The organism is Pseudoduganella sp. R-43 (assembly GCF_049913255.1).
Classification (GTDB): domain Bacteria; phylum Pseudomonadota; class Gammaproteobacteria; order Burkholderiales; family Burkholderiaceae_D; genus Rugamonas.
Window position 1 is genome coordinate 5,094,699 of record NZ_CP183988.1, and the last position, 22,493, is coordinate 5,117,191.

Genomic DNA, 22,493 nt, shown 5'->3' on the forward strand with positions numbered 1-22,493 from the left:
CTTTCAGAGGTTTTTCTAGCGAGGAAAGTGAGGCGGGGCCGGCGGGCGCCATTCCGGCGGCACCGGCGGCAGCACGAACTGCCTGCAGTCGTGGTCGGGCGGAATGCTCGCCTTCAGGCAGTGGTAGTGCATCGTGATGCGCTCGACGATGCGCCGGATATCGGGCAGGAAATCGGGATTGGTCTTCAGATCCCCGGTTGCCAGCGTATAGCGCGAAAAATCGACATACATGCCAGGCTCGCTGATCTGGCGCGGCAGGTTCAGCGGATGGCGGGTCATGATGACGGGGATGATCAGGTGGCTTGGCAGCTCGTACCAGCCGCTGCGCTCGGCCTCGATCATCTGCATGGCGGCGAATTCGCGCCGGGTATATGGGTGGGCTTCGTACTTGGGCGTGTAGATCACGATCATGGTGGCGCTCTGGCACATGGCCAGCGCAAGCCGGCGGTCGATATCGTCCCCGCCACCCAGTTGCTCGCTATCGACAAACAGCTCGGTCTCGTTGTCGAAGTGGGGCTCAAGATAGCACTTCAGGGCATCGACCAGGTCGTCCTTGAAGTGGCTCATATATGCGTGCTGGCCATGCGCGTAACTGAAAAAGCAGCCGTACCGGATACTCATGGCAATCGCCTCCCCTGCCTGCCAAATGTATTCCCCTCCCGCGCGATAAACTTTGTGCCGGCGCAAAGTGTTCTCGGGCATAATCGCACGATCGTTCCAAAAATGATGGAGACCATATGAAGGCTATCGTTTGCAAGGAGTGGGGCCTGCCCGACACGCTGGTGCTGGAAGATGTGCCCGACCCGCAGCCTGGCCCCGGCCAGGTGGTGTTGCAGGTAAAGGCGGCAGCAGTCAACTTTCCGGATGTACTGATCATCCAGGGCAAGTACCAATACAAGCCTGCCCTGCCCTTCACGCCGGGGAATGAAGTCTCGGGCGTGGTGCTGTCGGTGGGCGAAGGGGTGCAGGGCTTCAAGCCGGGCGACAAGGCGATTGCCTTCTCCGCGCATGGCGGCTTTGCCGAACAACTGCTGGTGCCCGCCGCTTCGCTGATGCCGATGCCGCCGGGGATGGATTTCGACACCGCCGCCGCGATCACCCTCACCTACGGCACCTCGCACCACGCCGTGGTGGACCGCGCCCGGTTGAAGGCCGGCGAAACCATGCTGGTGCTGGGCGCCGCCGGCGGCGTCGGTCTGGCGGCCATCGAGATCGGCAAGGCGCTCGGCGCGCGGGTGATTGCCGCCGCTTCCAGCGAGGAAAAGCTGGCCGTCTGCAAGGAGCATGGCGCCGACGTCCTGGTCAACTACAGCAGCAACGACCTGCGCGAAGCCATCAAGGCCGCTACCGACGGCAAGGGCCCGGACGTGATATACGACCCGGTCGGCGGTGAATACGCCGAGCCGGCCTTCCGCTCGATCGGCTGGCGCGGCCGCTACCTGGTGGTGGGCTTTGCCAACGGCGAGATACCGAAGCTGCCCCTGAACCTGACGCTGCTCAAGGGCGCTTCGCTAATGGGCGTGTTCTGGGGCGAGTTCGTCAAGCGCGAGCCGAAAGCCAACCTGGCCGGCATGATGCAGCTCCTGGGCTGGCTGGCCGAAGGCAAGATCCGCCCGCACATCTCGGCACGCTACGCCCTGGCCGACACGCCGCGCGCGCTCGAAGCGATGGCAGCACGCAAGGTCACCGGCAAGGTGATTGTCAAGCCTTAAGCCACTGCACGAAGCGAACGGCGAGATAAAGCATCGCGCCGTTCGCGGCAAGCATCGCCGCCAGGTGCAGCGCCATCGCCGCCAGCGTTTGCAGCAACGGCCCTGCGGCGCCACTGCCGCTGCCGCAGATCGTCATCAGCGCCGGCACGAGGATGAAGCCTGCGCCGTGCGCCGTGGATGTGATGAAAGTCCACAGCGCCATTCCCGCCTGGCCCGCCAAGGCGTGGCCTTTGCCGATGCGGCAGGCCAAAGCAACCAGCAGCAGCACGCCTGCGCCCCACTGCAGGGCCGGGCGGTCCAGCGGCAGCCGGAATGCCACCGCCGCCGCCACCGCCATCGACGCCGCATGGCCGCAGGCGATCGCCGTCACGGCCCGCCAGGGCCGGAAGATCGACATGGCATCCCCGCATCACGCCTGGGAGCCGCAGCATGACGCCGCCGGTTGCGCGTAGCGGTCATGATGCCTGACCCACGCCATCGTGTACGGCAAATCATCCTCGTGCCGCCCGAACGGCGTGAGATCGAGGAAGCGATAGGTATGCATCATCACTTCCACCCCGCGGCCGTAGGTCGAATAAGTGTGGTAGACCGTGCCCGCGTCGTCCTTGTAGAAAACGCTGACGCCGGGCGCATCTTCGTGCGGGAAAGCCTGGCCGGTGTAGTTGTAATAGACTTCGCCTGCAGCCATTTCTTCCGGCGCGAAACTGACGTGGAAGTCGTAATTGAAATCGCTGTCACCCGACGACACCCATTTGAACCGCCAGCCCATTTCCTTGCGCATGCGCTCCAGGCTGGCCAGCGGTGCGCGCGATACCGCCACCACGCTCACGTCGCGCTGCGCCAGGTGCGCCAGCGCGCCATCCGTATGGTCGGCCATGTAGGAGCAGTGCGCGCAGCCGCGCTCCTGCCCGGGCGCAAACATGAAATGCTGCACCACTAGCTGGCTGCGCCCTTCGAACAGGTCGGACAAGGAACGCTTGCCCTGCGGCGTGTCGAACACGTACTGCTTGTCAACGCGCACCCACGGCAGCGCGCGGCGGGCGCTGGCCAATTGGTCCTGCTGGCGCATCAACTCCTTTTCGCGCACCAGCAACGCCTTGCGCTGCGCTACCCATTGCTCCTGATTGACGATGGCGTTCATGATTACTCCCCTCGTGGGCGGCGCACTGCACGCACCTTGCCGCTATTCTCGCCGCCGGCATAGAACAAGCCGGCGCCATCGGATTCCAGGCCGCTGACGAAGACGCCCGGCGGCATTTCCAGCCGTTCCAGCACGGCCCCGCTGTGCGGATCGACATGGCGGATGTCGCTCTGGTCGCCCTCCCAGGTGCCATGCCAAAGCTCGCCGTCCACCCATGTCACGCCGGTGACGAAGCGGTTCGATTCGATGGTGCGCAGCACGGCGCCGGTCTCCGGATTGACCTGATGGATCTTGCGTTCGCGGTACTGCCCCACCCACAGGCTGCCTTCCGCCCACGCCAGGCCGGAATCCGCGCCTTTGCCGGGCGCAGGAATAGACGACACCACCGCTCCGCTGGATGGGTCGATCTTGTTGATCCGTTCTGCCGCGATCTGGTACAGGAACTTGCCGTCGAATGCCGTGCCGGCATCGGCGGCCACCTCCAGCGAGCGCGCCTGCTTGCCGCTCTCGGGATCAATGCCGATCAGGCGGGCGCCTGTTGCCGCCCATACCAGATGGCCGTCGTAAGTAACCCCGCCGACTTTGGTAACGCCGTCGAACGGGCCGTATTCGCGCAGGATTTCAGCCGTGCGCACCTTGCTTGAATTGTGTGTCATTGCCTGGCTCCTTATGAGGCGCGCCTCGATTGGCGCCGCAAATGAACTTTATTCCAACGGCAGTGCAGCAGGGAGTAACAAGATTGTCGTGAATCCGGCCAGCGGCGGCGACAGCCAGCGCCGCGTGCGGGCACTGCCGATCGAGCGCACCCGTCCCTCCGCCTCCAGTTCAGCCAGGGCGCGCTGGACGGTGCGCTGGCTGGCATCAAGCGCCAGGGCCAAGGCCGAAGTCGACCAGGCAGCGCCCTCGGACAAGAGCGCCAGCAACGCAGCCTGCTCGCCATCGATCGGCGGCTCCAGCATGGCCAGGCTGCGCCCATCACCAGGCCGGATCGCAAAGCCGAGCGGCGTTGCCTCGATGCCGGCCAGTCCCTTGAGGAGCGCGCGAAGGCGGCCGATCTCCACCCGCAACCGCGCGCGGTGGGTTTCGTCGGGGCGACGCGTGTTGAAGGCCCGTTCGATCAGCAGGTCTCGCCCGGCATCGCCCGGCCAGGCCTCAGCCAGGATGCGGGCCAGCGCAAACAATACCGGCCTGCGGGCCAGGGAACGCCAGGCCGCGCCGCAGCCCAGGCCTCGCCGGCAGGCATCCAGTACCAGTGTGCCCGATGCCAGCAGAGCTGCCACTTCGTCGAGCGACAGCGCGCCGCCACCGTGCAGGCGCGCGGCGGGACGATGCAGCGCAGCGCTGGCCTCCACTACCTCTGCCAGAAGCTCCGGCACGCCCGAGCGGGTGGCCGCCGCATGCGCGTGCGCAAGCGCGGCCCTTGCCTGCGCCGGGCGTAGCGTTCGCATTGCCAGTTCGGCCGCGGCCAGTTGCGCAACTGCCGCCAGAGACGGCGTCAGGGCACGGATATCGAGGCGCGACAGTTCAGTTGCAGCGGCTTCGAGGCGTCCAAGCAGGAGGAATTTACGGGCGGCGATCAAGCGCGCCTGCAAGGCATTGCCATAGTCGCCGTGCGCTTCCAGCACCGCCAGCGCGGCCGCCAGCGCGCGCGGCGGGGCTGCAAAATCACGCATGGCCATCGCCACTTCCGCTTCCGCGACAAGGCAGCGCGCGCGGGCCAGTTCTTCATGCGAGCCAAAGCCACGCGCGGCACGCCGCAGCAACTCGCGCGCCCTGGGAAAGTCGCCCAGCCGCGCCATGGCGATGCCGCGCAGGGCCAGCGCCGGTGGGTCGTCGCGCAGTGCCACATGTTTCAGGGCGCCCAGCACGTCACCGCTGGCAAGGGAACGGGCCGACGCGGTAATCAGGGAATCCATCGCGCTTCAGCCGGCCCTGCGCACGCGCGAGGCAGCGGCGCGCAACAGGATGCGTGAATAGAGCTGATGGAAGCCAAGCAGCGCGCGGAACAGGCCTCCCTGCCGCGAGTGCACGACTGCGGAGCCAAAATACAGCCGCGTGCCCTGCCCGGCCGGCGCCGCCATCAACCATGAACGCGTGCTGCCTGCGACATCGCACATCAGCAACTGATCCGGCGCCCGCCCTTCCACCGACCACGCGGAGAAATGCTGGCGCTGGCCGCGCGCCAGCTCACGCGCTTCCACATCGCGCGAAGGCCGCGCAACGAACAGCGCCAGCAGCAACCGTTCCAGCTTGAAGACGGCGGTGGTGTAGAAAGCCTCGACATAGGCTGCATGCGCGACCTGTTCCGGCACGTCGATGGCGAAACAATCGGTGTAAGCCCCCTGCTCGCGGTAACGCTGCAACAAGGCGTCCTCGGGCAGGTCGGCGATCACAAGTAGGTCCAGGTGTCGGCGCCGTCGAACTTGCGGACTTCCATTTCCGCCACGGCTTCCGGCGCGAAATTGGCCATGTTCACGCCCATGCGGCCATCGTCATTGGGCTTTAGCGACTTCCAGTGCGTGACACAGCCGCAGGTCCGGCAGCGCACCGTGCGCAGTGACTTGTCGCCCCAGACGTAATCCTCGGCATGCGCCGGATCGCCCTCGATGCGGACCCCGTCTTCGGGATAGAACGCCCACAGCGCCCGCGTGCGGCGGCAAATCGAGCAGTTGCAGTCGATCAGGTAGGCCGGCGCGGCCGGCACCTCGATCGTGATTGCGCCGCAGTGGCAGGAACCGGCAAGGATGGTCATTTGACAAGCATAACACCTCGCTCGTCGATCTGCAGGCGCTCGGGGTCGGCCCCCAACACCAGCTTCAAATTTTCTCGAGCGCTGTTGCGCAGGTTGGCAGCCGCGTGCTCCGGCTGCGCCTTTTGCTGCTGTGACTTGTAAGCCAGCGCCATGAAAGCGCCGACCATGGCGCTTTTCTCGTACAGGTTGCGGATTGTTTCCGCGCTTTGCTTCTCGGCCACCGCCGCGAATTCCTCGTCCGGCACCTCGCGGTTGGCGAAGACCATGTAATTGCCAACGATGAAGGCCGCCATTGCGCCGTCCAGGTCATCGCGCTGCCATCCCATTTTGGCAGCCACCTGCTGGTAGACGTCCATGCTCTGCTGGAAGGCTTGTGCCATCGCTGCCTGGCTCGACGCCGGAAACACCTTTGCCAGCTCCCGCGCGTTGCGCTGCACCGCCGGCGGCGCCTCCATGCGCGCCGCCTTGCCGCGTGAGTGGAGCCCGGTGTTCATGGAATTGTTGTTCATCACCGCCATGTTGGCGAAGTTGATCAGCGGCGCCGTCGTCATGGAGTAATCCAGCCCCAGGCCGACATAGCCCTGCGCGCGGGCCGCAGGCGCAGCGAGCAGCGCGGCGTACAGCATCAGGTGCGGCAGCAGCCGGTTCATGCGCTCATCACCTGGCTAGGCAGCAGGTCGCTCATATTGTCCGCCACATTGCGTGCATTGAAGCAGCGGAAACGGAACTCGCCGCCATCCTCCAGCTCGACTACCACGATGCCGGTCAGGATGCCGAACTCGCGCCGCACGGAACGCACTTCACGCAGCGGGATGTGCACCGGCTGCAAATCATCGTGCACGGCCTTGTTCATGATGTTCGGCACCCAGTCCAGCGCGTCGGCCGATACAGTGACGATGCCGCCCACCCACAATCCGCCAATGACGGCGCCGATCGCTTCCACGTTGCGCGCGGCCGCCCCGCCGAAACGGCGATTGACTACTGCATCGGTAATGAAGGCATTGCACAATTTCTTGATAAAGATCGTCATTGGAACCTCATGCCGTGTTTGTCGAGGAATAGGTTGGCGGGATCGCCCTTCAGCACCAGCTGCAGGTTTTCGCGGGCGGCGTTGCGCATGTTCTCGTACACGTCAGGCGGGGCACTCAGGATCAACTTGCACTTCATCGCGTCACCTCGACATTGCACAAAACGTTGTCTGAGAATATACAATTTTGCACAACGCGCCAACCGAATCGAGGTGCGTGAAAGTCACTCAGGGCGGGAGGTATCGGAAATGAAGATTCGCACGCTGGCCTGGCTGGCCATCGCACTGCACGGCTCCGTGCAGGCAGGCGAAGTACTGCTTGATATTCCCACGCGGCCAGGCGCCACCGTGCGCGTGCTCGAGATGACAGGCGAGCGCACCCCCAGCCATGTGGTGCTTTACCTCGCAGGCGGTTCAGGCCAGCGCGGTTTGCAAGGCGTATGGCCAGGCAGCCTGCCGGCCGATCCGGACACCTTGTTCGGCGCACAGCGCCAGATGGCGGACCAGGTGGGCGCCATGGTGGCGCTGGACACCGCCAGCGATCACGAAGTACTGGATATCGCCAGCCGTCAGGGATCCGCGCACGGCCAGGACGTCGCCGCTGTCGTCGATTTCATGCGCAAGCGCCACCCGCAGGCGCGCCTTGTCCTGATGGGGAGCAGCGACGGCGCCTTTTCCGCCGCCTTTCTTGCCAACCGCTTGCCGGCCGTGGATGCAGTGGTGCTGGTCAATGGCAGCGCCGACGCCTGGGCCGAAGCACCGCACCTGAAGCGCCCCGTGCTCGGCGTACACCACCGGCGCGACGCCTGCCTGCCCTTCCGCGACAGCTATCCGAAGGCGCGCTTCTTCCCGCTGATCGCAGTCGACAGCGAAGCCTTCCCGCAGGTCTTCGCCGGCACACGCCGTGACTGCAGCCGCGAAAGCGCGCACGGTCTGCAAGGCCAGCGCTCGCAAGTCTACCGGGCGATCGGCAACTGGCTGCAGAGCGGCGAGGCGCCGCCGGAACTGCGCTAGCGATTCATGCCGCCCGGCGTTCGACCAGCAGGCGCACAGGGCCGGGCAGCCATTGGCGCAGGCTGGCGCCGATCGCGGCTTCCCGCCGCTGCCAGAACACGCCGGCGGCGATAATGGCGATGCCGATAGCCGTCAGGGCTACCGGGAACAGCAAGCTGTCGCGGAAAACGGTGTATGACAGGTGGCCCAGGTAGCCAGCCAGGCCAAAACCGCCAAACACCGCGAACACGCGGCGCGACAAGGCGGCGCCGATGCCGATCATCAGGACGTTGATCAAGCAGTAGACCAGTTTGCCCAATTCGCTGCCCGAATCCATCGACGACAGGGCGCCCCAGAACGTCAGCACGCCCCAGATGTACAGCCAGAACGCATAGTCCTTGTCGCTGCGGTTGCGCAGGTCGATCCACAGCGCGAGCAGCGTCATGGCAATGCCGAATAGCGCCGAAATCACTTTGCCTTCGTGGGAAAACAGGCTGTAATGGCCAAGCAGCATTTCCGTCACGTCCATGCTCATGTACCACAGGGTCACCGCCAGCGGCATCACGGTAAATGGCATGCGGTAGCGCCATAGCACCACGGCGCCGGCGCCCAGCGTGGCCAGCTCCATGAGAATCCAGCGCCAGTCGATGAAGTAGTGATAGTTGCGATAAGTGCTGCCGGCGCCGCCGTCCGCCCACAGGCCGAGCATATGCTGCAGGCCGTATACTGCCACCGGCACCAGCACCACCGCGAAAGCGGCCAACACACCGGCCGGCAGCATCATGCCGCGGGCGCGCAGCCACTCGACCGCTCCCAGTGCGGCCACCATATAGCAAATCGAAATGAACAGCAGGCCGGTGCCGCCAAACGACTCCCAGCCCAGCGTCATGAACAGCGACATGGCGCCGATGGCGACCAGGCCGCCCAGGTAGTACAGGATGTGCGCCGGTTTGAAGCCGGGCGTATGCTGCTCACGCTCCACCAGGAACTGCCACAACCGCCCTGCCTGGCCTTCGTCCAGCAGGCCCTGGCCTGCTGCTTCGTCCAACATCGCGCGTGTCAGTTTCATGACGTCTCCCTGGGGTTAATGGCCTTTGAAGAATTCGATGACTTCCGCCGCTTCGCGCGTACGCTTGAAAGGCGGCAGGCTTTGCCAGATGCGGCGGCCATACGGCTTGGAAATCACGCGCGGGTCGCACAGCATCAGCACGCCGCGGTCGCCTTCATCGCGAATCAGGCGGCCGGCCCCCTGCTTCAGGTTGATGATTGCTTCCGGCAGGGTATGGCCCATGAAGCCGTTCAGGCCCTGGCGCTCCATCACCTCGATGCGGGCGGCCAGCACAGGATCGTCCGGCGGCGCGAATGGCAGCTTGTCGATGATTACCAGCGACAGCGCTTCGCCGCGCACGTCCACGCCTTCCCAGAAGCTCTGGGAGCCGATCAGCACGCCGTTGCCGGCCTTGCGGAACTGGTCGAGCAGTTCGGTGCGGCCACGGTCGCCCTGCACGAACAGCGGGAACTTCAGGCCGCGCTTGTCGAATTCGTCGCGCAGGCGGTCGGCGGCGCGCTTGACGGCGCGCAGCGTGGTGCACAGCAGGAAGGTGCGGCCGCCGGCCGCCTCGATCACCGGCAGCGCCGCATCCAGCACGGCGTCGGTATAGCCCATCGAATTCGGGTCCGGCAAGCCTTGAGGCACATACAGGATGCCCTGCTCCTCGTAGTTGAACGGGCTTGGCCAGTTGCGCGCGACTTCATTCTCCAGGCCCAGTTGCTGGGCGAAGTGGGTGAAGTCGTTTTTCACCGCCAGCGTGGCGGAAGTGAAAATCCAGCTGCGCGGCACGCCTTCGCGCTGGCCGTTGAAGATCGGCGCTATCGACAGCGGCGTTTTATGCAGTTGCAGTGAGCTTTGGAAGGCCTCCACCCAGAACACCGCTTCTTCGCCGGCAGCCACCTTGGCCTTCGGATCGAACTTCCAGGCTTCCAGGCGGGCCGACAGCTCGTTGCCGCGCACGCGGCATTGTTCTATGGTCTCGGCGCGCTCGGCATTCTTTTCCAGCACGGCCACCATGTCGTTCAGTTCATCCTTCAGCGTCTGCAGCGCCGGGAAGAAATCGCTGGAGGGGGCGATCTGCGGCAGCGACATGCGCACGATGTCTTGCGAGAACGTCAGGCGCAGGTCGCGCGCTGCTTTTTCCACCGGCGTGACCACCTTGGCCCACTCGGCGCCGTCGCGCGCATGGGCCAGGCCCTCGGCCAGCACATCGCGGCACAGTTCAAGGATCTGCGAGGTGGATACGCTGTCGCCGAAGAACAGCGTGGCAGTATCGGGCAACTGGTGCGCCTCGTCGAAGATCACGGTGTTCGCGGAAGGCAGCAGTTCGGCCACACCGGTATCCTTCAGCGCAACGTCGGCGAAGAACAGGTGGTGGTTGACTACCACCACGTCGGCCTGCTGCGCCTCGCGGCGCGCCTTCATCACGAAGCAGTCCTGGTAGTACTGGCACTCCTGCCCCATGCAATTCTCGCGGGTCGACGTCACCAGGTTCCACACCAGGGCGTTTTCCGGCACGCGCGCCAGTTCGGCCTTGTCGCCGGTGCTGGTCATTTTCAGGAAGCGCGAAATCTCGCGCAGGTAGCCAACGTCCTCGCGCGAAGTCATGCGGCCGTTTTGCAGCGTGCGTTCCAGGTGGTAGTGGCACAGGTAGTTGGAGCGCCCTTTCAGCAGCGCGACCGAGACCGGTGCCTGCAGCGCGGCGCGAATGGTCGGAATATCGCGCAGGAACAACTGGTCCTGCAGGTTCTTGGTACCGGTGGAGACGATGGTCTTGCCGCCCCACAGCAGCGCCGGTACCAGGTAGGCAAAGGTCTTGCCGGTGCCGGTACCGGCTTCGGCGATCAGGGTCTGCTGCTTGGCGATGGCATCGGCGATCGCCTTGGCCATCTCGGTCTGCGATTTGCGTGGACGAAAGCCACCCACCGCCGGGCCGAGGGGGCCGCCGGGTCCAAACAGGCGCTCAATATCGGCGTCGTGCGCCCCCGGAGGAAAAACCGGATCGCTCGGCGCGCCGGAAGCGGCGGTCGGCTGTTGTGTATCAGTCAAGTTATTCGAAGAATGAGTGGCCCTGCTCAGGCCGGTACGTCGGGCACCAATTGCATTTTCAGCAGGGTGATATAGTCTTTCAATTGCAGCTTACGCTTCTTGAGGCGGCGCAACTGAAGTTGATCGTGGTGACCATCCAGGGTCAACATTTCAATGACTGCATCCAGGTCGCGGTGCTCGACGTCGAGCTCAACGATGCGACGCTGGATTTCTTCTTTGTTGATCATAAATGGGAAGTCTGCACGATTTCGATTAACGTTTGCTTACAGTTTCGTAGGGACAACAGGCTATACTTGCAACAAAACTGCATACTGTGCATAGTTTAACTCAGGTAGTCATTGGAAAGAAGCTGTCAAGTCCCTATGAGCACGTACAAGATCGAGGCTGGAACCGCCCAACATATCGGTAGCCGGCCCCTACAAAATGACCGTGTCGCGCTGTTTACAGCGCAGAAAGCACCCGGCTATGTGCTGGCCGTGCTGGCCGATGGCATCAGTGGTGGCGCTACTGGCGCTGAACAGGTGCTGCATACGGCCAAACAATTGTTTGACGATTACCGGGCGTCGGAGACCGTCCACCTGGGGCGTCTGGAGGAATTGCTGCGAGAAATAGCGCACGATGTCCACCAGATCCTCGTCATGGACCCGCGAACGGGCGCCAGCGAGCCCCAATCGAGCATGGTGCTGATGGTGCTGACGCCGGAGCGCCAGGCCGTCTGGGCCGTGGTTGGCGACTCGCGTCTGTATCGTTTTGACAACAAGGAGTGCCTGGCCCGCACCAGCGACGCCGAGTATGTCGCCCACCTGATGGAGAAGGAAAACTTGCCGGAAGAAGCGGCGCGCAAGCATCGCCAGGCCAAGCTGCTCAGCAACGCCCTGGGCAACAAGCATAGGGAACCGTTTGTCACGTTCGGGGTACAGCACGACCTGAAGGCAGGCAACTCATTCCTGCTCTGCTCGGACGGGCTGTGGTCGTATTTTGCGGATGTGGAACTGGCGAGCGCGATCGCCAAGAAGTCGCCGCGCGAAGCGGCGGAACTGCTGATCAACAAGGCCCGCGAACGTGCCCAGGGCAAGGGCGACAACTGCTCGATGGCGATCATCAAGCTGGTGGCCCCGCCAAAGGAAAAGGTCAATTACACGGTGCAGAAGCTGCGTAAAGCTGTTTAAGGCTTTTTCGAGGCTGCAGCCTTGGCTGCGGCCTCGGCTTTTGCTGCTTCGGCCTTCTGCGCTTCCGCAGCACGGCGCTTCTTCTCTTCCTTCTCGGCCATCTTGGCCTTGACTTCCGCCTGCCGCTTCTCCGACTCGGCTTTCTTGCGTTCGAATTGCGCCGCCTTGGCAGCGCGTTTCGGCGCGTCGGCAGCTTCCTGGGCGACGCGGGCCTGTTCGCGGGCATCATGCTCCGCCTGGCGCTGCTGCACCGAGACCGCAGCCGGCTTCGGTGCCGGCTTCGAAGCAGGGTCGACTTTTGGCGGCTTGGGATGGGCGGCGTTGTAGGCCGCTTCCGCGGCATCCTTCTGGGCGCGGTCTTCCAGTTCTCGGTCGCGCGCTTCCACCGCATTACGGCGCTTGAAGTAATTGGCTTCCACTTCCACCGCGCGCAGTTCGGCCAGGCGCAAGCGGCGCTGTTCCTTGGCTTTGTCGATACAGGCATTGACGAAGAACTTGTCGTAGCAAAGCGCTTCGCTGGCGCTGAACTCCGCCTCCACCGCTTCGCGGTCCTTCTTCACTTGCGCCAGGCGCGCGTCAGCCTGCTCGACCGAATGGGTTTCCGGGATGCCAGGAGCACCAGTCGTTGCCGGACGGCCGATGTCCTGCGCCAGCACGGCGCTTGGCAGCATCACGGCCAGCCAGATCCAGTTCTTCAAATTATTCTCCTTGTCAGGACAGCTTTTCGGCAGCGCCGCGCTGTTCCTTTTCCATATATTCGCGCGATTGCATCTCGACGATACGCGACACGGTGCGGTGGAATTCATTGGACAGCACACCGGACGTGTACAGCTCCTCCGGCTCCACTTCGGCCGACATGATCAGCTTGACCTTCTGGTCGTAGAACACGTCGATCAGCCAGGTGAAGCGGCGCGCTTCGGACGATTGCCCGGCCGACATCATCGGAATACCGGACAATATCACGGTATGGAAGCGGCTGGCGATTTCCAGATAGTCATTCTGCGAGCGCGGGCCGCCGCACAGCGTGGCGAAATCGAACCAGATGATGGTGCCGGCGCGGCGCAAGGCTTTCAGCTCACGGCCTTCCACATGGATGCGCGGGTCTTCGTCGGAAGTTTCGGCCACGCGCGCGAAGGCTTCGCGCAACTGGTGGTCGGTATTGGCGTTGAGCGGCGTGTAGTAGGCATCCACCTGCTCCAGCGCCCGGCCGCGGTAGTCGACGCCCGCATCCACGTTCAGCACGTCCATCTTTTCCTTCAGCAGGGCGATGGTGGGCAGGATGCGGTCGCGGTGCAGGCCGTCGGGATACAGGGTGGACGGCTCGTAGTTCGAAGTCATGATGAAGGACACGCCGTTGTCGTACAACGCCTTCATCAGGTTATACAGGATCATGGCATCCGCCACGTCCGATACGTGGAATTCATCGAAGCAGATCAGGCGGTATTTTTTCGCGATCCGTTTTGCCACTTCGTCCAGCGGGTCTTCCACGCCGCGCAGTTCGTCCAGTTGCATGTGAACGTCGCGCATGAATTCGTGGAAGTGCAGGCGCGTCTTGCGCACCAGCGGGATCACCGAATAGAACGAATCCATCAGGAAGGACTTGCCGCGCCCTACCCCGCCCCACATGTACACGCCGCGCGGAGGCGTCGGGCGGTTGATCAGGCGTTTGAAGGAATTCGAGCGCTGGGCCTTGTAGGCGACCCATTCGTCGTAGCACTGCTGCAGGCGGTCGACGGCGCGCTGCTGGGCGGCGTCGGCTTTGAAGTCGCGCTGCGTGAGCGCGTGCTGGTAAAACTCTTGGACGTTCATTTTCTTAAACCGGTAGACCGGTGTCTGACCCACAGGGTCAGACACCTGCAGGCCTGGTGTCTGACCCTGCGGGTCAGACACCGCTTTGCCGGTTTTCCGGTTTAGAAGTTCAGCGTACGCTTATCAACAGCCAGCGCCGCTTCCTTGGTCGCTTCGGACAGCGATGGGTGTGCGTGGCAGATGCGCGCGATGTCTTCGGCCGAAGCCTTGAACTCCATCGCCACCACGGCTTCGGAGATCAGCTCGGAAGCCATTGGACCCACGATGTGCACGCCCAGGATCTCGTCGGTGGTTGCATCGGCCAGGAACTTCACCATGCCGTTGGTATCGCCCAGCGCGCGTGCGCGGCCGTTAGCCAGGAACGGGAAGGTGCCGGCCTTGTATGCCACGCCTTCGGCCTTCAGCTGCTGCTCGGTCTTGCCCACGGAAGCGATTTCCGGATGGGTGTAGATGACGGATGGCAGGGTGTTGAAGTTGGTGTGGCCATGCTGGCCGGCGATGCGCTCAGCCACGGCTACCGCTTCTTCTTCCGCCTTGTGCGCCAGCATCGGGCCGCGCACCACGTCGCCGATCGCCCATACGTTCGGCAGGTTGGTCTTGCAATCTTCGTCCACGGTGATCATGCCGCGCTCGTCGACAGCCAGGCCCACTTTGTCGGCGCCCAGGCCGATGGTGTTGGCGGTACGGCCGATCGACACGATCAGCTTGTCGAAGGTCGCCTTCTGCGCTTCGCCCTTGGCGTCGGTGTATTCAACGGTGACGTTGTTCTTGCCGGCTTCGACCTTGGTGATCTTGCAGGACAGGTTGATCGACAGGCCCTGCTTGGTCAGCAGCTTCTGTGCTTCCTTGGCGATCTGCTCGTCGACTGCGCCCAGGAAGGTCGGCAGGCCTTCCAGCACGGTCACTTCCGAACCCAGGCGGCGCCACACGGAGCCCAGTTCCAGGCCGATCACGCCGGCACCGATCACGCCCAGCTTGGCCGGCACGGTTTCGATGTTCAGGGCGCCGGTGTTCGACAGGATCAGTTTCTCGTCGAATGGTGCGCCTGGCAGTGCACGCGGGTTGGAGCCGGTAGCAACGATGATCTGCTTGCCGGTGATGGTTTCGGTGGTAGGACCGGAGATGGCGATCGGGTAGCCTTCGGCACCAGCGGCGCCGGCGAATGCGCCGCGGCCGTGGAAGAAGGTCACCTTGTTCTTCTTGAACAGGAACAGGATGCCGTCGTTGTTTTGCTTGACCACGGTGTTCTTGCGCTTCAGCATCTGGGCCACGTCGAAGGACAGGCCTTCCACATTGATGCCGTGCTCTTTGAAGCCGTGCGATGCGTGTTCGAAGTGCTCGGACGATTGCAGCAGCGCTTTGGATGGAATGCAGCCTACGTTGGTGCAGGTGCCGCCTGGGGCTGGCTTGCCGGCGTCGTTGCTCCACTCGTCGATACAGGCTACGGAGAAGCCCAGCTGCGCTGCGCGGATGGCCGCGATGTAACCGCCAGGACCGGCGCCGATAACTACTACGTCAAATTGTTTGTTGCTCATGTCTTTTCCCAAATCATTGGTCGTCCGTGGGGACGAAAATCCACATAAGGATGTAAATCAGCCCGCCGAAGCCGAGGCATGTTGCGACCAGGACGAAGATCAGGCGCCAGATCCAGGACTCGATGCCGGATTGTTTGGCGATGCCGCCGCACACGCCGCCTAGCCAGCGGTCGGTGGTGGAGCGGCGCAGCTTGCCCACTTCGGTGGCGAAATCGCCGCCGGGCTGCTGGCTGGTACCGCCGCTTTGCAGCAGCTTTTCCTTGGCACGGGCGAATTCTTCATCGCTCAGGGCACCGGCCTGGTGCAGTTCGTGCAGGCGCTTCAGTTCTTCGGAGACGCTCATGTGACTCCCTTCGTGTTTTCTAAACCGGTAAACCGGTGTCAGACCCGCAGGGTCAGACACCAGCCGGTAACAGTCGCTGACTTGCAGTGAGGGACGGGGGCTGGACCTAGGGCCAGTCCCCGCCGCTTTACCGGTTTTACAGGTCCAGCAGCAGGCGCGCAGGATCTTCCAGCGCTTCCTTCATTGCCACCAGGCCCAGGACAGCTTCGCGGCCGTCGATGATACGGTGGTCGTAGGACATCGCCAGGTAGTTCATCGGGCGAATCACGATCTGGCCGTCAACGACAACAGCGCGGTCCTTGGTGGCGTGCACGCCCAGGATTGCGGATTGTGGCGGGTTGATGATCGGGGTCGACAGCATGGAGCCGAAGGTACCGCCGTTCGAGATGGAGAAGGTGCCGCCGGTCAGGTCTTCCAGGGTCAGCTTGCCTTCCTTGGCTTTCGCGCCGAACTCGCCGATCTTTTTCTCGATCTCGGCGATGCTCATCTGGTCTGCGTTGCGCAGGATAGGCACCACCAGGCCGCGCGGGGAACCCACGGCGATACCGATGTCGAAGTAGCCGTGGTAGACGATGTCGTTGCCGTCAACCGAAGCGTTCAGGATCGGGTACTTCTTCAGTGCGTGCACAGCGGCCTTCACGAAGAAGGACATGAAGCCCAGCTTCACGCCGTGTTCTTTCTCGAACTTGTCCTTGTACTTGTTGCGCAGGTCCATGACCGGCTTCATGTCCACTTCATTGAAGGTGGTCAGGATCGCGTTGGTGGACTGGGACTCAACCAGGCGCTCGGCGATACGTGCACGCAGGCGGCTCATTGGCACGCGCTCTTCCGGACGGTCGCCCAGGTTGGCAACGGCTGGAGCAGCAACCTTCTGCAGTTGCGCTTTAGGAGCGGCTGGCGCCAGCGGTGCTGGAGCGGCTGGCTTCGGTGCAGCGGCAGCGGCCAGGGCGTCGCCCTTGGTCACGCGGCCGTCCTTGCCGGAACCGGCAACGTCGGAAGCGGCGATGCCGGCTTCGGAAAGGATCTTGGCAGCGGCTGGCATGGCAACGCCGGACTTGTCGGCGGCAGCGGCTGGGGCGGCAGGAGCGGCGGCGGCAGGAGCCGATGGGGTCGCGCCGGCAGCGGCTTCGGTATCGATGATGGCGATCACTTCGCCGGCAACCACGGTGGCGCCGTCGGCCTTGATCACTTGCACAACCACGCCTGCGGCTGGTGCTGGCAGTTCCAGGACAACCTTGTCGGTCTCGATGTCGATCATGTTTTCGTCGCGGGCCACTGCCTCGCCGACTTTCTTGTGCCAGGACAGCAGGGTCGCTTCAGCGACGGATTCCGACAGTTGAGGAACTTTGACTTCGATTTGTGCCATTTGTTTTTTACTCCGAATTTTGTGTGTTTTTCGCGCCGCCCGCTTGACGCGGGCGGCTCACCCGCTAATGCGTGAATTACTTGGTCAGGATGAAGCCCTTCAGCTTCGAGAACGCGGTTTCCAGCAGGTCTTTCTGCTGCGCGTAGTGCTTGTCGTAGTAACCCACGGCAGGCGAAGCGGAAGCAGGACGGCCGGCGTATGCCAGCTTCTGGCCCGATTCCATGGCCTCGAAGATGTTGTGCTGGATCTGGAACCAAGGACCCTGGTTCTGCGGCTCGTCCTGCGCCCACACCACTTCGGTCAGGTTCGGGAACTTCTTCAGTTCAGCAGCGAATGCCTTGTGCGGGAATGGGTACAGCTGCTCGATACGCACGATGGCGGTATCGGTCACGCCGCGGGTCTTGCGGGTGTTCACGATGTCGTAATACACCTTGCCGGAGCAGGCGATCACGCGCTTGACCTTCTTGGCGTCGATGGACTCGTCCACTTCGCCGATCACGGTCTGGAACGCGCCCTTGGCCAGTTGCTCCAGCGGGGAACCTGCATCCTTGTTACGCAGCAGCGACTTAGGAGTCAGGATCACCAGCGGCTTGCGGAACTGGCGCACCATCTGGCGGCGCAGCACGTGGAAGATCTGCGATGCGGTGGTCGGCTGCACCACTTGCATATTGTTGTCAGCGCACAGCTGCAGGAAACGCTCTGGGCGGCACGACGAGTGTTCTGGGCCCTGGCCTTCGTAGCCGTGCGGCAGCATCATGACCAGGCCGGAAGCGCGGCCCCACTTCACTTCGCCGGAGCTGATGAACTGGTCGATCACAACCTGGGCACCGTTGACGAAGTCACCGAACTGGGCTTCCCAGATGGTCAGGGTGTTAGGCTCGGCGGTCGAGTAGCCGTATTCGAAGCCCAGCACTGCCTCTTCGGACAGCACGGAGTCGATCACGGTGAACGGTGCCTGGCCTTCTGCGATGTTCTGCAGCGGAATGTAGGTGCCGGCATCCCAACGCTCGCGGTTCTGGTCGTGCAGCACGGCGTGACGGTGGGTGAAGGTGCCGCGGCCGGCGTCCTGGCCGGTCAGGCGCACTGCGTAGCCGGAGGAAACCAGGGACGCGAAGGCCAGGTGTTCGCCCATGCCCCAGTCCAGGTTCATCTCGCCCTTGCCCATGGCAGCGCGGTCAGCCAGCACTTTCTCGACCAGCGAGTGCACCTTGAACGATTCAGGCACGGTGGTGATGGCGGTCGCCAGGCGCTTCAGCTCAGTCATCGGCACGGCGGTATCGGCCGCGTCGGTCCACTTGCGGTTCAGGAACGGCAGCCAGTCAACGGCGTACTTGTTCTTGAAGTTGGAGATCACCGGATCGATGGTGTGCTTGCCCTGGTCCATCGCAGCGCGGTAAGCGGCCACCATGGCGTCGCCGCCGTCGGCCGGGATCACGCCCTGGGTAATCAGCTTGTCCGCGTACAGCTTGCGGGTGCCCGGGTGCTTGGCGATCTTCTTGTACATCAGCGGCTGGGTCAGCGCCGGGGTGTCCTGCTCGTTGTGGCCCAGTTTGCGGTAGCAGATGATGTCGACAACGATGTCTTTCTTGAACTGCAGGCGGTAGTCCAGTGCGATCTGGGAAGCCAGTACCACGGCTTCAGGATCGTCGGCGTTCACGTGCAGCACAGGCGCTTCGATCATCTTCACGACGTCGGAGCAGTAGATGGTGGAACGTGCATCGCGCGGATCGGAAGTGGTGAAGCCGATCTGGTTGTTGATCACGATGTGCACGGTGCCGCCGGTGCCGTAGCCGCGGGTCTGCGCCAGGTTCAGGGTTTCCATCACAACGCCCTGGCCGGCGAATGCCGCGTCGCCGTGCACCAGGATCGGCAGCACCTGCGCGCCGTGCGCGTCGCCGCGGCGGTCCATGCGGGCCTTCACGGAACCTTCAACCACCGGGTTGACGATTTCCAGGTGGGACGGGTTGAACGCAAGCGACAGGTGGACCGGGCCGCCTGCGGTGGAGATGTCGGAAGAGAAGCCCTGGTGGTATTTCACGTCGCCGGCCGGCAGGTCGTCGGCGTGCTTGCCTTCGAATTCTTCGAACAGGTCCTTAGGCGCCTTGCCCAGGGTGTTTACCAGCACGTTCAGGCGGCCGCGGTGGGCCATGCCGATCACGATTTCCTGCACGCCTTTTTCGCCGGCGCGCTGGATGATTTCGTCAATCGACGCGATGAAGGTCTCGCCGCCTTCCAGTGAGAAGCGCTTCTGGCCGACGTACTTGGTGTGGAGGTAGCGTTCCAGGCCTTCAGCGGCGGTCAGGCGCTCCAGGATGTGCTTTTTCTTTTCGGCGGTGAAGTTCGGGGTCGAACGGATCGACTCCAGGCGCTCCTGCAGCCAGCGCTTTTCGGCCGGGTCGGAGATGTACATGTATTCCGCGCCGACGGAACGGGTGTAGGTGTCCTTCAGCAGGTTGGTCAGGTCGCGCAGGGTCGCGGTCTCTGGGCCGAAGTAGGTGTTGCTGATGTTGAAGACAGTGTCCTGGTCGGCATCGGTGAAACCGTAGAAAGATGGCTCCAGTTCAGGGATGCTCGGACGTTCCTGGCGCTGCAGCGGGTCCAGGTTTGCCCAGCGAGAGCCCAGGTAGCGGTAGGCTGCGATCAGCTGGGTGGCGGCCACGCGCTTGCGGCCCATTTCGGCGTCGGACGAAGCGACGATGGTGCGGATCGGACCTGCTTTCGCGCGTTCGGCGAAGGAGGCGATGACGGACGAGTGAACGACGTCTGGCTTGGCGCTGCCGTCGACTGCCGGCACGTTCTGCATGGCGTCGAAGTACTGGCGCCAGTTGTCTGGCACGGAGCCAGGATTTTCGAGGTACGCCTCGTACAGTTCTTCTACGTACGGCGCGTTCCCACCAAACAGGTAGGAATTGGACGTCTGTTGTTGCATCATTTCTTTGCTCACCTTTCTTCGCGCTTCGCGAGGAATTAGCGGGTTGTTCAAACCTTCCGCGACACGGCCTGACCGGTTAGCGGATTGCACATCAAGTTGTGGGGGAAGGGCTCTGTTGTTTCCAGATTTTCCAAAAACGGTCGCCTAGCATAGCACTGTCATTGAACTGAAACAACTAAAACTCCGATCCGTGCCGGGCGAACCAGTCGGCCAGGTAGTCCAGCAAGGCCCGCAGCGCAGGCGGCATGTGCTGGCGCGATGTGTAAATGGCATGCATTCCCAGCGCCTGCGGTTGCCAATCCGGCAAGACCTCCACCAGCCGGCCCGCCGCCACTTCCGGCATGACCACAAAGCGCGGCTGCATGGCGATGCCGGCACCCTGCCCGGCCGCCGCCAGCAGCGCCATCGATTCGTTCGACGACAGGTTGCCGCCGACCGGCACCTCCACCACTGCCGCGCCGGCGCCGGCCAGGGTCCACACGCTCTTGCCAAAGTAGCTATAGGCCAGGCAGTTATGCCGCGCCAGGTCCTGCGGGTCGGCGGGCGTGCCACGCTCCGCCAGGTAGGCCGGCGCCGCAGCCAGCATCGAACGGCATTCACCAAGCTTGCGCGCGATCTGGTTCGGTTCCAGCGCATTGGTGATCCGGATGGCAAGGTCGATGCGCTGCTCGACCAGGTTGACGGCACGGTTATCGACCTGCAGGTCCACAGTCACCTGAGGGTAGCGGCGCAGGAAGCCCGCCAGCGCATCGGCCAGCGCCGTCTGCGCCAGGAACTGCGCGCAGGCCACGCGCAGCAAGCCGCGCGGCGCGCCAGCTCCGGCATCGCCCGCAGCCGGAATCGCCCCGGCCAGCGCCAGCAATTCGCGGCAACGCGCCAGCGTCACCTCCCCCGCCGCAGTCAGCCCCAGGCGGCGCGTAGTCCGGTGCAGCAGGCGTGCCCCCGCCCACTCCTCCATTTCCGCCAGGTAGCGCGTCACCATGGCGCGCGACATATCCAGTGCTTCAGCCGCAGCGGCCAGGCTGCCGCGTTCGGCAATGGTGACAAAGACGTTGGCAGAGGCAATACGGTCCATATGAGCGATTTAAGCAATAAACAATTTCAATATAACCTATTTTTAGAACATCTCCAGCGCCCTACACTGGCCTCATCTACTCACCCAAAGGAATGCAAACATGCTCAAGCACACCCTCGCCGCAGCCGCCCTCGCAGCAAGCACCGCGGGCGCCATCGCCGCCCCGCTGACACTGGAAGTCTTCAATCCGGGCGAAGCCGCCATCTTCCCGGTTGCCTCCGTGCTGGTGAAAGGCGAAAAAGACGCCGTGCTGGTCGACGCCCAGTTCTCGCGCGCCGAAGCCGAGAAGCTCGCCGCCCAGATCAAGGCCAGCGGCAAGCGCCTGACGACTATTTATGTGAGCCACGGCGACCCGGACTTCTACTTCGGCCTGGACGTACTGAAAGCAGCCTTCCCGACAGCCCGCATCGTGGCACGCGGCACCACCATCGCTGCCATGGAAAAGAAAGGGCAAGCCAAAGTGGCCTACTGGGGCCCGATCCTCGGCGCCAACGCCCCAAGTGGCGTAGTGATGCCGGAACTGCTGCAAGGCGATATCGAGCTCGAAGGCAAGAAGCTGGAAATCAAAGGCCAGGGCGACCGTAGCTATGTGTGGATTCCATCGATCAAAGCCGTGGTCGGCGGCGTGGTGCTGTTCAAAGGCCTGCACGTCTGGGTTGCCGACACCCAGACACCCGAATCGCGCGCCCAATGGCTGTCGGTACTCGACGACATGGCCAAGCTGAAGCCGGTCACTGTGGTGCCCGGCCACTTCGCCCCCGGCGCCGCCCTCACCCCGGACGCCATCAGCTACACCGCCGACTACCTGGGCCGCTTCGAAGCCGCCACCCCGGCCGCCGCAGACAGCGCAGCCCTGATCGCAGCAATGAAGTCCGCCTACCCGCAAGCCGGCCTCGAAAGCGCCCTGCAACTGAGCGCCAAAGTCGCCAAAGGCGAGATGAAGTGGTAGTACAGCCCAGCCCGTGTCACACCTTGGGGTCACACCCGAAGTGTGACACGGGCTCGACCGCGCGACGCTTGAGCCCGTGTCACGTTTGGGGTGTGACCCCAAGGTGTGACACGAGGCCAGCAGTTTGCGGGTGTAGACTTTTCTGTCTAGATCATTTATTCTAGATCCATCAACGCTCTTCCTGGATCTATCATGGCCTTGCCGAAACCTACTCCTAGCGAACTGGAAATGCTGCGCCTTTTGTTTGCACTAGGTCCGGCGACCGCGCGGCAAGTGCATGAGGCGGCCATGCAGACGCGGCCAGATATGCAGTACGCGACCGTGCTTCGCCTGCTGCAAGTGATGCACACCAAGGGTTTGCTGAACCGCGACGAAAGCCAGCGCGCCCACATTTATTCGCCTGTAGAGCAGCAAGACTCGATCCAGACTTCCTTGCTGAAGGACTTGATCCACAAGGCTTTCGCCGGTTCCGGCAAGGCCCTGGTGATGGCGGCCCTGCGCGGCGGCCACGTCTCGCCCAAGGAGCGCGCCGAGATCCAGAAAATGCTGGACGAGGAAAGCTAGCCGCAAGCTATACTGCGCCCGCCAAA

The 22,493-nt window shown here is 63.4% G+C and carries 25 protein-coding genes; 5 read left to right on the forward strand and 20 right to left on the reverse strand.

The genetic code is table 11. The annotated features are described in order from the left end of the window. Window positions 1-15: 15 nt before the first annotated feature. A complete protein-coding gene (locus ACN9M3_RS23180; protein WP_426163124.1) occupies window positions 16-621 on the reverse strand; it encodes a toll/interleukin-1 receptor domain-containing protein in 606 nt (201 codons plus the stop codon). Between the two features lie 116 nt (window positions 622-737). Between ACN9M3_RS23180 and ACN9M3_RS23185 the strand changes: the two genes are divergently transcribed. Further along, entirely contained in the window at window positions 738-1,712 is a 975-nt protein-coding gene (locus ACN9M3_RS23185; protein ID WP_426163126.1) for an NADPH:quinone oxidoreductase family protein, read from the forward strand. On the opposite strand, the gene ACN9M3_RS23190 is transcribed toward ACN9M3_RS23185, so the two are convergent. From ACN9M3_RS23190 to ACN9M3_RS23230, 9 genes are read right to left on the reverse strand one after another with little or no spacing between them, the layout of a single operon-like run. Next, on the reverse strand, window positions 1,702-2,109 hold the full coding sequence (locus ACN9M3_RS23190) for a hypothetical protein (protein ID WP_426318756.1): 408 nt from the start codon (window positions 2,107-2,109) through the stop codon (window positions 1,702-1,704). The two genes, ACN9M3_RS23185 and ACN9M3_RS23190, sit on opposite strands and share 11 nt — an antisense overlap. Before the next feature lie 12 nt (window positions 2,110-2,121). Beyond that, window positions 2,122-2,853, reverse strand: a complete 732-nt coding sequence (locus ACN9M3_RS23195) for a DUF899 domain-containing protein (protein WP_426318757.1) — start codon at window positions 2,851-2,853, stop codon at window positions 2,122-2,124. A gap of 2 nt (window positions 2,854-2,855) precedes the next feature. Continuing rightward, a complete protein-coding gene (locus ACN9M3_RS23200) occupies window positions 2,856-3,509 on the reverse strand; it encodes a glutaminyl-peptide cyclotransferase (RefSeq protein ID WP_426163132.1) in 654 nt (217 codons plus the stop codon). Between the two features lie 48 nt (window positions 3,510-3,557). Next, window positions 3,558-4,769 (reverse strand): helix-turn-helix domain-containing protein, encoded by a 1,212-nt coding sequence (locus ACN9M3_RS23205; RefSeq protein WP_426163134.1) that lies wholly within the window; start codon window positions 4,767-4,769, stop codon window positions 3,558-3,560. Window positions 4,770-4,775: 6 nt separating this feature from the next. Continuing rightward, window positions 4,776-5,246: a hypothetical protein gene (locus ACN9M3_RS23210; protein ID WP_426318758.1), complete on the reverse strand. Its 471-nt coding sequence runs from the start codon at window positions 5,244-5,246 to the stop codon at window positions 4,776-4,778. Further along, window positions 5,243-5,605 (reverse strand): GFA family protein, encoded by a 363-nt coding sequence (locus ACN9M3_RS23215; protein WP_426163138.1) that lies wholly within the window; start codon window positions 5,603-5,605, stop codon window positions 5,243-5,245. Before ACN9M3_RS23215 ends, ACN9M3_RS23210 begins: the two co-directional genes overlap by 4 nt. Then, window positions 5,602-6,255 carry a DUF6683 family protein gene (locus ACN9M3_RS23220; protein ID WP_426318759.1) on the reverse strand — a complete coding sequence of 218 codons (654 nt, stop codon included), beginning with the start codon at window positions 6,253-6,255 and terminating at the stop codon, window positions 5,602-5,604. The genes ACN9M3_RS23215 and ACN9M3_RS23220 overlap by 4 nt, the downstream gene beginning before the upstream one ends. Continuing rightward, window positions 6,252-6,635: a hypothetical protein gene (locus tag ACN9M3_RS23225; protein ID WP_426163142.1), complete on the reverse strand. Its 384-nt coding sequence runs from the start codon at window positions 6,633-6,635 to the stop codon at window positions 6,252-6,254. Before ACN9M3_RS23225 ends, ACN9M3_RS23220 begins: the two co-directional genes overlap by 4 nt. After that, window positions 6,632-6,772 carry a hypothetical protein gene (locus ACN9M3_RS23230; protein ID WP_426163144.1) on the reverse strand — a complete coding sequence of 47 codons (141 nt, stop codon included), beginning with the start codon at window positions 6,770-6,772 and terminating at the stop codon, window positions 6,632-6,634. The genes ACN9M3_RS23225 and ACN9M3_RS23230 overlap by 4 nt, the downstream gene beginning before the upstream one ends. Before the next feature lie 109 nt (window positions 6,773-6,881). Here ACN9M3_RS23230 and ACN9M3_RS23235 point away from each other — a divergent pair, with 109 nt between their 5' ends. Beyond that, on the forward strand, window positions 6,882-7,646 hold the full coding sequence (locus tag ACN9M3_RS23235; protein WP_426163146.1) for a hypothetical protein: 765 nt from the start codon (window positions 6,882-6,884) through the stop codon (window positions 7,644-7,646). A 4-nt stretch (window positions 7,647-7,650) separates the two neighbouring features. Here the strand turns inward: ACN9M3_RS23235 and ACN9M3_RS23240 are convergent, their stop codons facing one another. From ACN9M3_RS23240 to ACN9M3_RS23250, 3 genes are read right to left on the reverse strand one after another with little or no spacing between them, the layout of a single operon-like run. After that, window positions 7,651-8,694: a DUF2157 domain-containing protein gene (locus ACN9M3_RS23240; RefSeq protein WP_426318760.1), complete on the reverse strand. Its 1,044-nt coding sequence runs from the start codon at window positions 8,692-8,694 to the stop codon at window positions 7,651-7,653. Between the two features lie 15 nt (window positions 8,695-8,709). After that, the gene (locus tag ACN9M3_RS23245) at window positions 8,710-10,725 is read right to left on the reverse strand and encodes an ATP-dependent DNA helicase (protein ID WP_426318761.1); all 2,016 of its coding nucleotides are present in this window, start codon (window positions 10,723-10,725) and stop codon (window positions 8,710-8,712) included. 26 nt (window positions 10,726-10,751) lie between these two features. After that, complete coding sequence (locus ACN9M3_RS23250) at window positions 10,752-10,952, reverse strand: YdcH family protein (protein ID WP_055931517.1); 201 nt, start codon at window positions 10,950-10,952, stop codon at window positions 10,752-10,754. A gap of 135 nt (window positions 10,953-11,087) precedes the next feature. On the opposite strand from ACN9M3_RS23250, the gene ACN9M3_RS23255 reads away from it, so the two are divergent. Further along, window positions 11,088-11,894, forward strand: coding sequence for a PP2C family protein-serine/threonine phosphatase (locus ACN9M3_RS23255; RefSeq protein WP_426163152.1), 807 nt, complete (start codon window positions 11,088-11,090; stop codon window positions 11,892-11,894). Here the strand turns inward: ACN9M3_RS23255 and ACN9M3_RS23260 are convergent. From ACN9M3_RS23260 to ACN9M3_RS23290, 7 genes are all read right to left on the reverse strand, one after another. Beyond that, a complete protein-coding gene (locus tag ACN9M3_RS23260; RefSeq protein ID WP_426163154.1) occupies window positions 11,891-12,592 on the reverse strand; it encodes a hypothetical protein in 702 nt (233 codons plus the stop codon). The genes ACN9M3_RS23255 and ACN9M3_RS23260 overlap by 4 nt on opposite strands. Before the next feature lie 13 nt (window positions 12,593-12,605). Further along, window positions 12,606-13,703, reverse strand: coding sequence for a cell division protein ZapE (zapE, locus tag ACN9M3_RS23265; protein WP_426163157.1), 1,098 nt, complete (start codon window positions 13,701-13,703; stop codon window positions 12,606-12,608). Window positions 13,704-13,804: 101 nt separating this feature from the next. Next, entirely contained in the window at window positions 13,805-15,238 is a 1,434-nt protein-coding gene (gene lpdA, locus ACN9M3_RS23270; protein ID WP_426163159.1) for a dihydrolipoyl dehydrogenase, read from the reverse strand. Between the two features lie 13 nt (window positions 15,239-15,251). Continuing rightward, entirely contained in the window at window positions 15,252-15,581 is a 330-nt protein-coding gene (locus tag ACN9M3_RS23275) for a PspC domain-containing protein (RefSeq protein ID WP_426163161.1), read from the reverse strand. A 136-nt stretch (window positions 15,582-15,717) separates the two neighbouring features. After that, the gene (odhB, locus tag ACN9M3_RS23280) at window positions 15,718-16,947 is read right to left on the reverse strand and encodes a 2-oxoglutarate dehydrogenase complex dihydrolipoyllysine-residue succinyltransferase (protein WP_426318762.1); all 1,230 of its coding nucleotides are present in this window, start codon (window positions 16,945-16,947) and stop codon (window positions 15,718-15,720) included. Window positions 16,948-17,023: 76 nt separating this feature from the next. Continuing rightward, window positions 17,024-19,879 carry a 2-oxoglutarate dehydrogenase E1 component gene (locus ACN9M3_RS23285; protein ID WP_426163165.1) on the reverse strand — a complete coding sequence of 952 codons (2,856 nt, stop codon included), beginning with the start codon at window positions 19,877-19,879 and terminating at the stop codon, window positions 17,024-17,026. A 175-nt stretch (window positions 19,880-20,054) separates the two neighbouring features. After that, complete coding sequence (locus ACN9M3_RS23290; RefSeq protein ID WP_426318763.1) at window positions 20,055-20,954, reverse strand: LysR family transcriptional regulator; 900 nt, start codon at window positions 20,952-20,954, stop codon at window positions 20,055-20,057. A gap of 100 nt (window positions 20,955-21,054) precedes the next feature. Here ACN9M3_RS23290 and ACN9M3_RS23295 point away from each other — a divergent pair, with 100 nt between their 5' ends. After that, window positions 21,055-21,903, forward strand: a complete 849-nt coding sequence (locus ACN9M3_RS23295) for an MBL fold metallo-hydrolase (protein WP_426318764.1) — start codon at window positions 21,055-21,057, stop codon at window positions 21,901-21,903. Between the two features lie 192 nt (window positions 21,904-22,095). After that, on the forward strand, window positions 22,096-22,467 hold the full coding sequence (locus ACN9M3_RS23300) for a BlaI/MecI/CopY family transcriptional regulator (protein ID WP_426163171.1): 372 nt from the start codon (window positions 22,096-22,098) through the stop codon (window positions 22,465-22,467). The last annotated feature ends 26 nt before the right edge of the window (window positions 22,468-22,493 follow it).

Coding starts and splice junctions, on each gene's coding strand:
- ACN9M3_RS23180 (WP_426163124.1), bottom strand. CDS start 621: ATGAGTATCCGGTACGGCTGCTTTTTCAGTTACGCGCATGGCCAGCAC.
- ACN9M3_RS23185 (WP_426163126.1), top strand. CDS start 738: ATGAAGGCTATCGTTTGCAAGGAGTGGGGCCTGCCCGACACGCTGGTG.
- ACN9M3_RS23190 (WP_426318756.1), bottom strand. CDS start 2,109: ATGTCGATCTTCCGGCCCTGGCGGGCCGTGACGGCGATCGCCTGCGGC.
- ACN9M3_RS23195 (WP_426318757.1), bottom strand. CDS start 2,853: ATGAACGCCATCGTCAATCAGGAGCAATGGGTAGCGCAGCGCAAGGCG.
- ACN9M3_RS23200 (WP_426163132.1), bottom strand. CDS start 3,509: ATGACACACAATTCAAGCAAGGTGCGCACGGCTGAAATCCTGCGCGAA.
- ACN9M3_RS23205 (WP_426163134.1), bottom strand. CDS start 4,769: ATGGATTCCCTGATTACCGCGTCGGCCCGTTCCCTTGCCAGCGGTGAC.
- ACN9M3_RS23215 (WP_426163138.1), bottom strand. CDS start 5,605: ATGACCATCCTTGCCGGTTCCTGCCACTGCGGCGCAATCACGATCGAG.
- ACN9M3_RS23220 (WP_426318759.1), bottom strand. CDS start 6,255: ATGAACCGGCTGCTGCCGCACCTGATGCTGTACGCCGCGCTGCTCGCT.
- ACN9M3_RS23225 (WP_426163142.1), bottom strand. CDS start 6,635: ATGACGATCTTTATCAAGAAATTGTGCAATGCCTTCATTACCGATGCA.
- ACN9M3_RS23230 (WP_426163144.1), bottom strand. CDS start 6,772: ATGAAGTGCAAGTTGATCCTGAGTGCCCCGCCTGACGTGTACGAGAAC.
- ACN9M3_RS23235 (WP_426163146.1), top strand. CDS start 6,882: ATGAAGATTCGCACGCTGGCCTGGCTGGCCATCGCACTGCACGGCTCC.
- ACN9M3_RS23240 (WP_426318760.1), bottom strand. CDS start 8,694: ATGAAACTGACACGCGCGATGTTGGACGAAGCAGCAGGCCAGGGCCTG.
- ACN9M3_RS23250 (WP_055931517.1), bottom strand. CDS start 10,952: ATGATCAACAAAGAAGAAATCCAGCGTCGCATCGTTGAGCTCGACGTC.
- ACN9M3_RS23255 (WP_426163152.1), top strand. CDS start 11,088: ATGAGCACGTACAAGATCGAGGCTGGAACCGCCCAACATATCGGTAGC.
- zapE (WP_426163157.1), bottom strand. CDS start 13,703: ATGAACGTCCAAGAGTTTTACCAGCACGCGCTCACGCAGCGCGACTTC.
- lpdA (WP_426163159.1), bottom strand. CDS start 15,238: ATGAGCAACAAACAATTTGACGTAGTAGTTATCGGCGCCGGTCCTGGC.
- ACN9M3_RS23275 (WP_426163161.1), bottom strand. CDS start 15,581: ATGAGCGTCTCCGAAGAACTGAAGCGCCTGCACGAACTGCACCAGGCC.
- odhB (WP_426318762.1), bottom strand. CDS start 16,947: ATGGCACAAATCGAAGTCAAAGTTCCTCAACTGTCGGAATCCGTCGCT.
- ACN9M3_RS23285 (WP_426163165.1), bottom strand. CDS start 19,879: ATGATGCAACAACAGACGTCCAATTCCTACCTGTTTGGTGGGAACGCG.
- ACN9M3_RS23290 (WP_426318763.1), bottom strand. CDS start 20,954: ATGGACCGTATTGCCTCTGCCAACGTCTTTGTCACCATTGCCGAACGC.
- ACN9M3_RS23295 (WP_426318764.1), top strand. CDS start 21,055: ATGCTCAAGCACACCCTCGCCGCAGCCGCCCTCGCAGCAAGCACCGCG.
- ACN9M3_RS23300 (WP_426163171.1), top strand. CDS start 22,096: ATGGCCTTGCCGAAACCTACTCCTAGCGAACTGGAAATGCTGCGCCTT.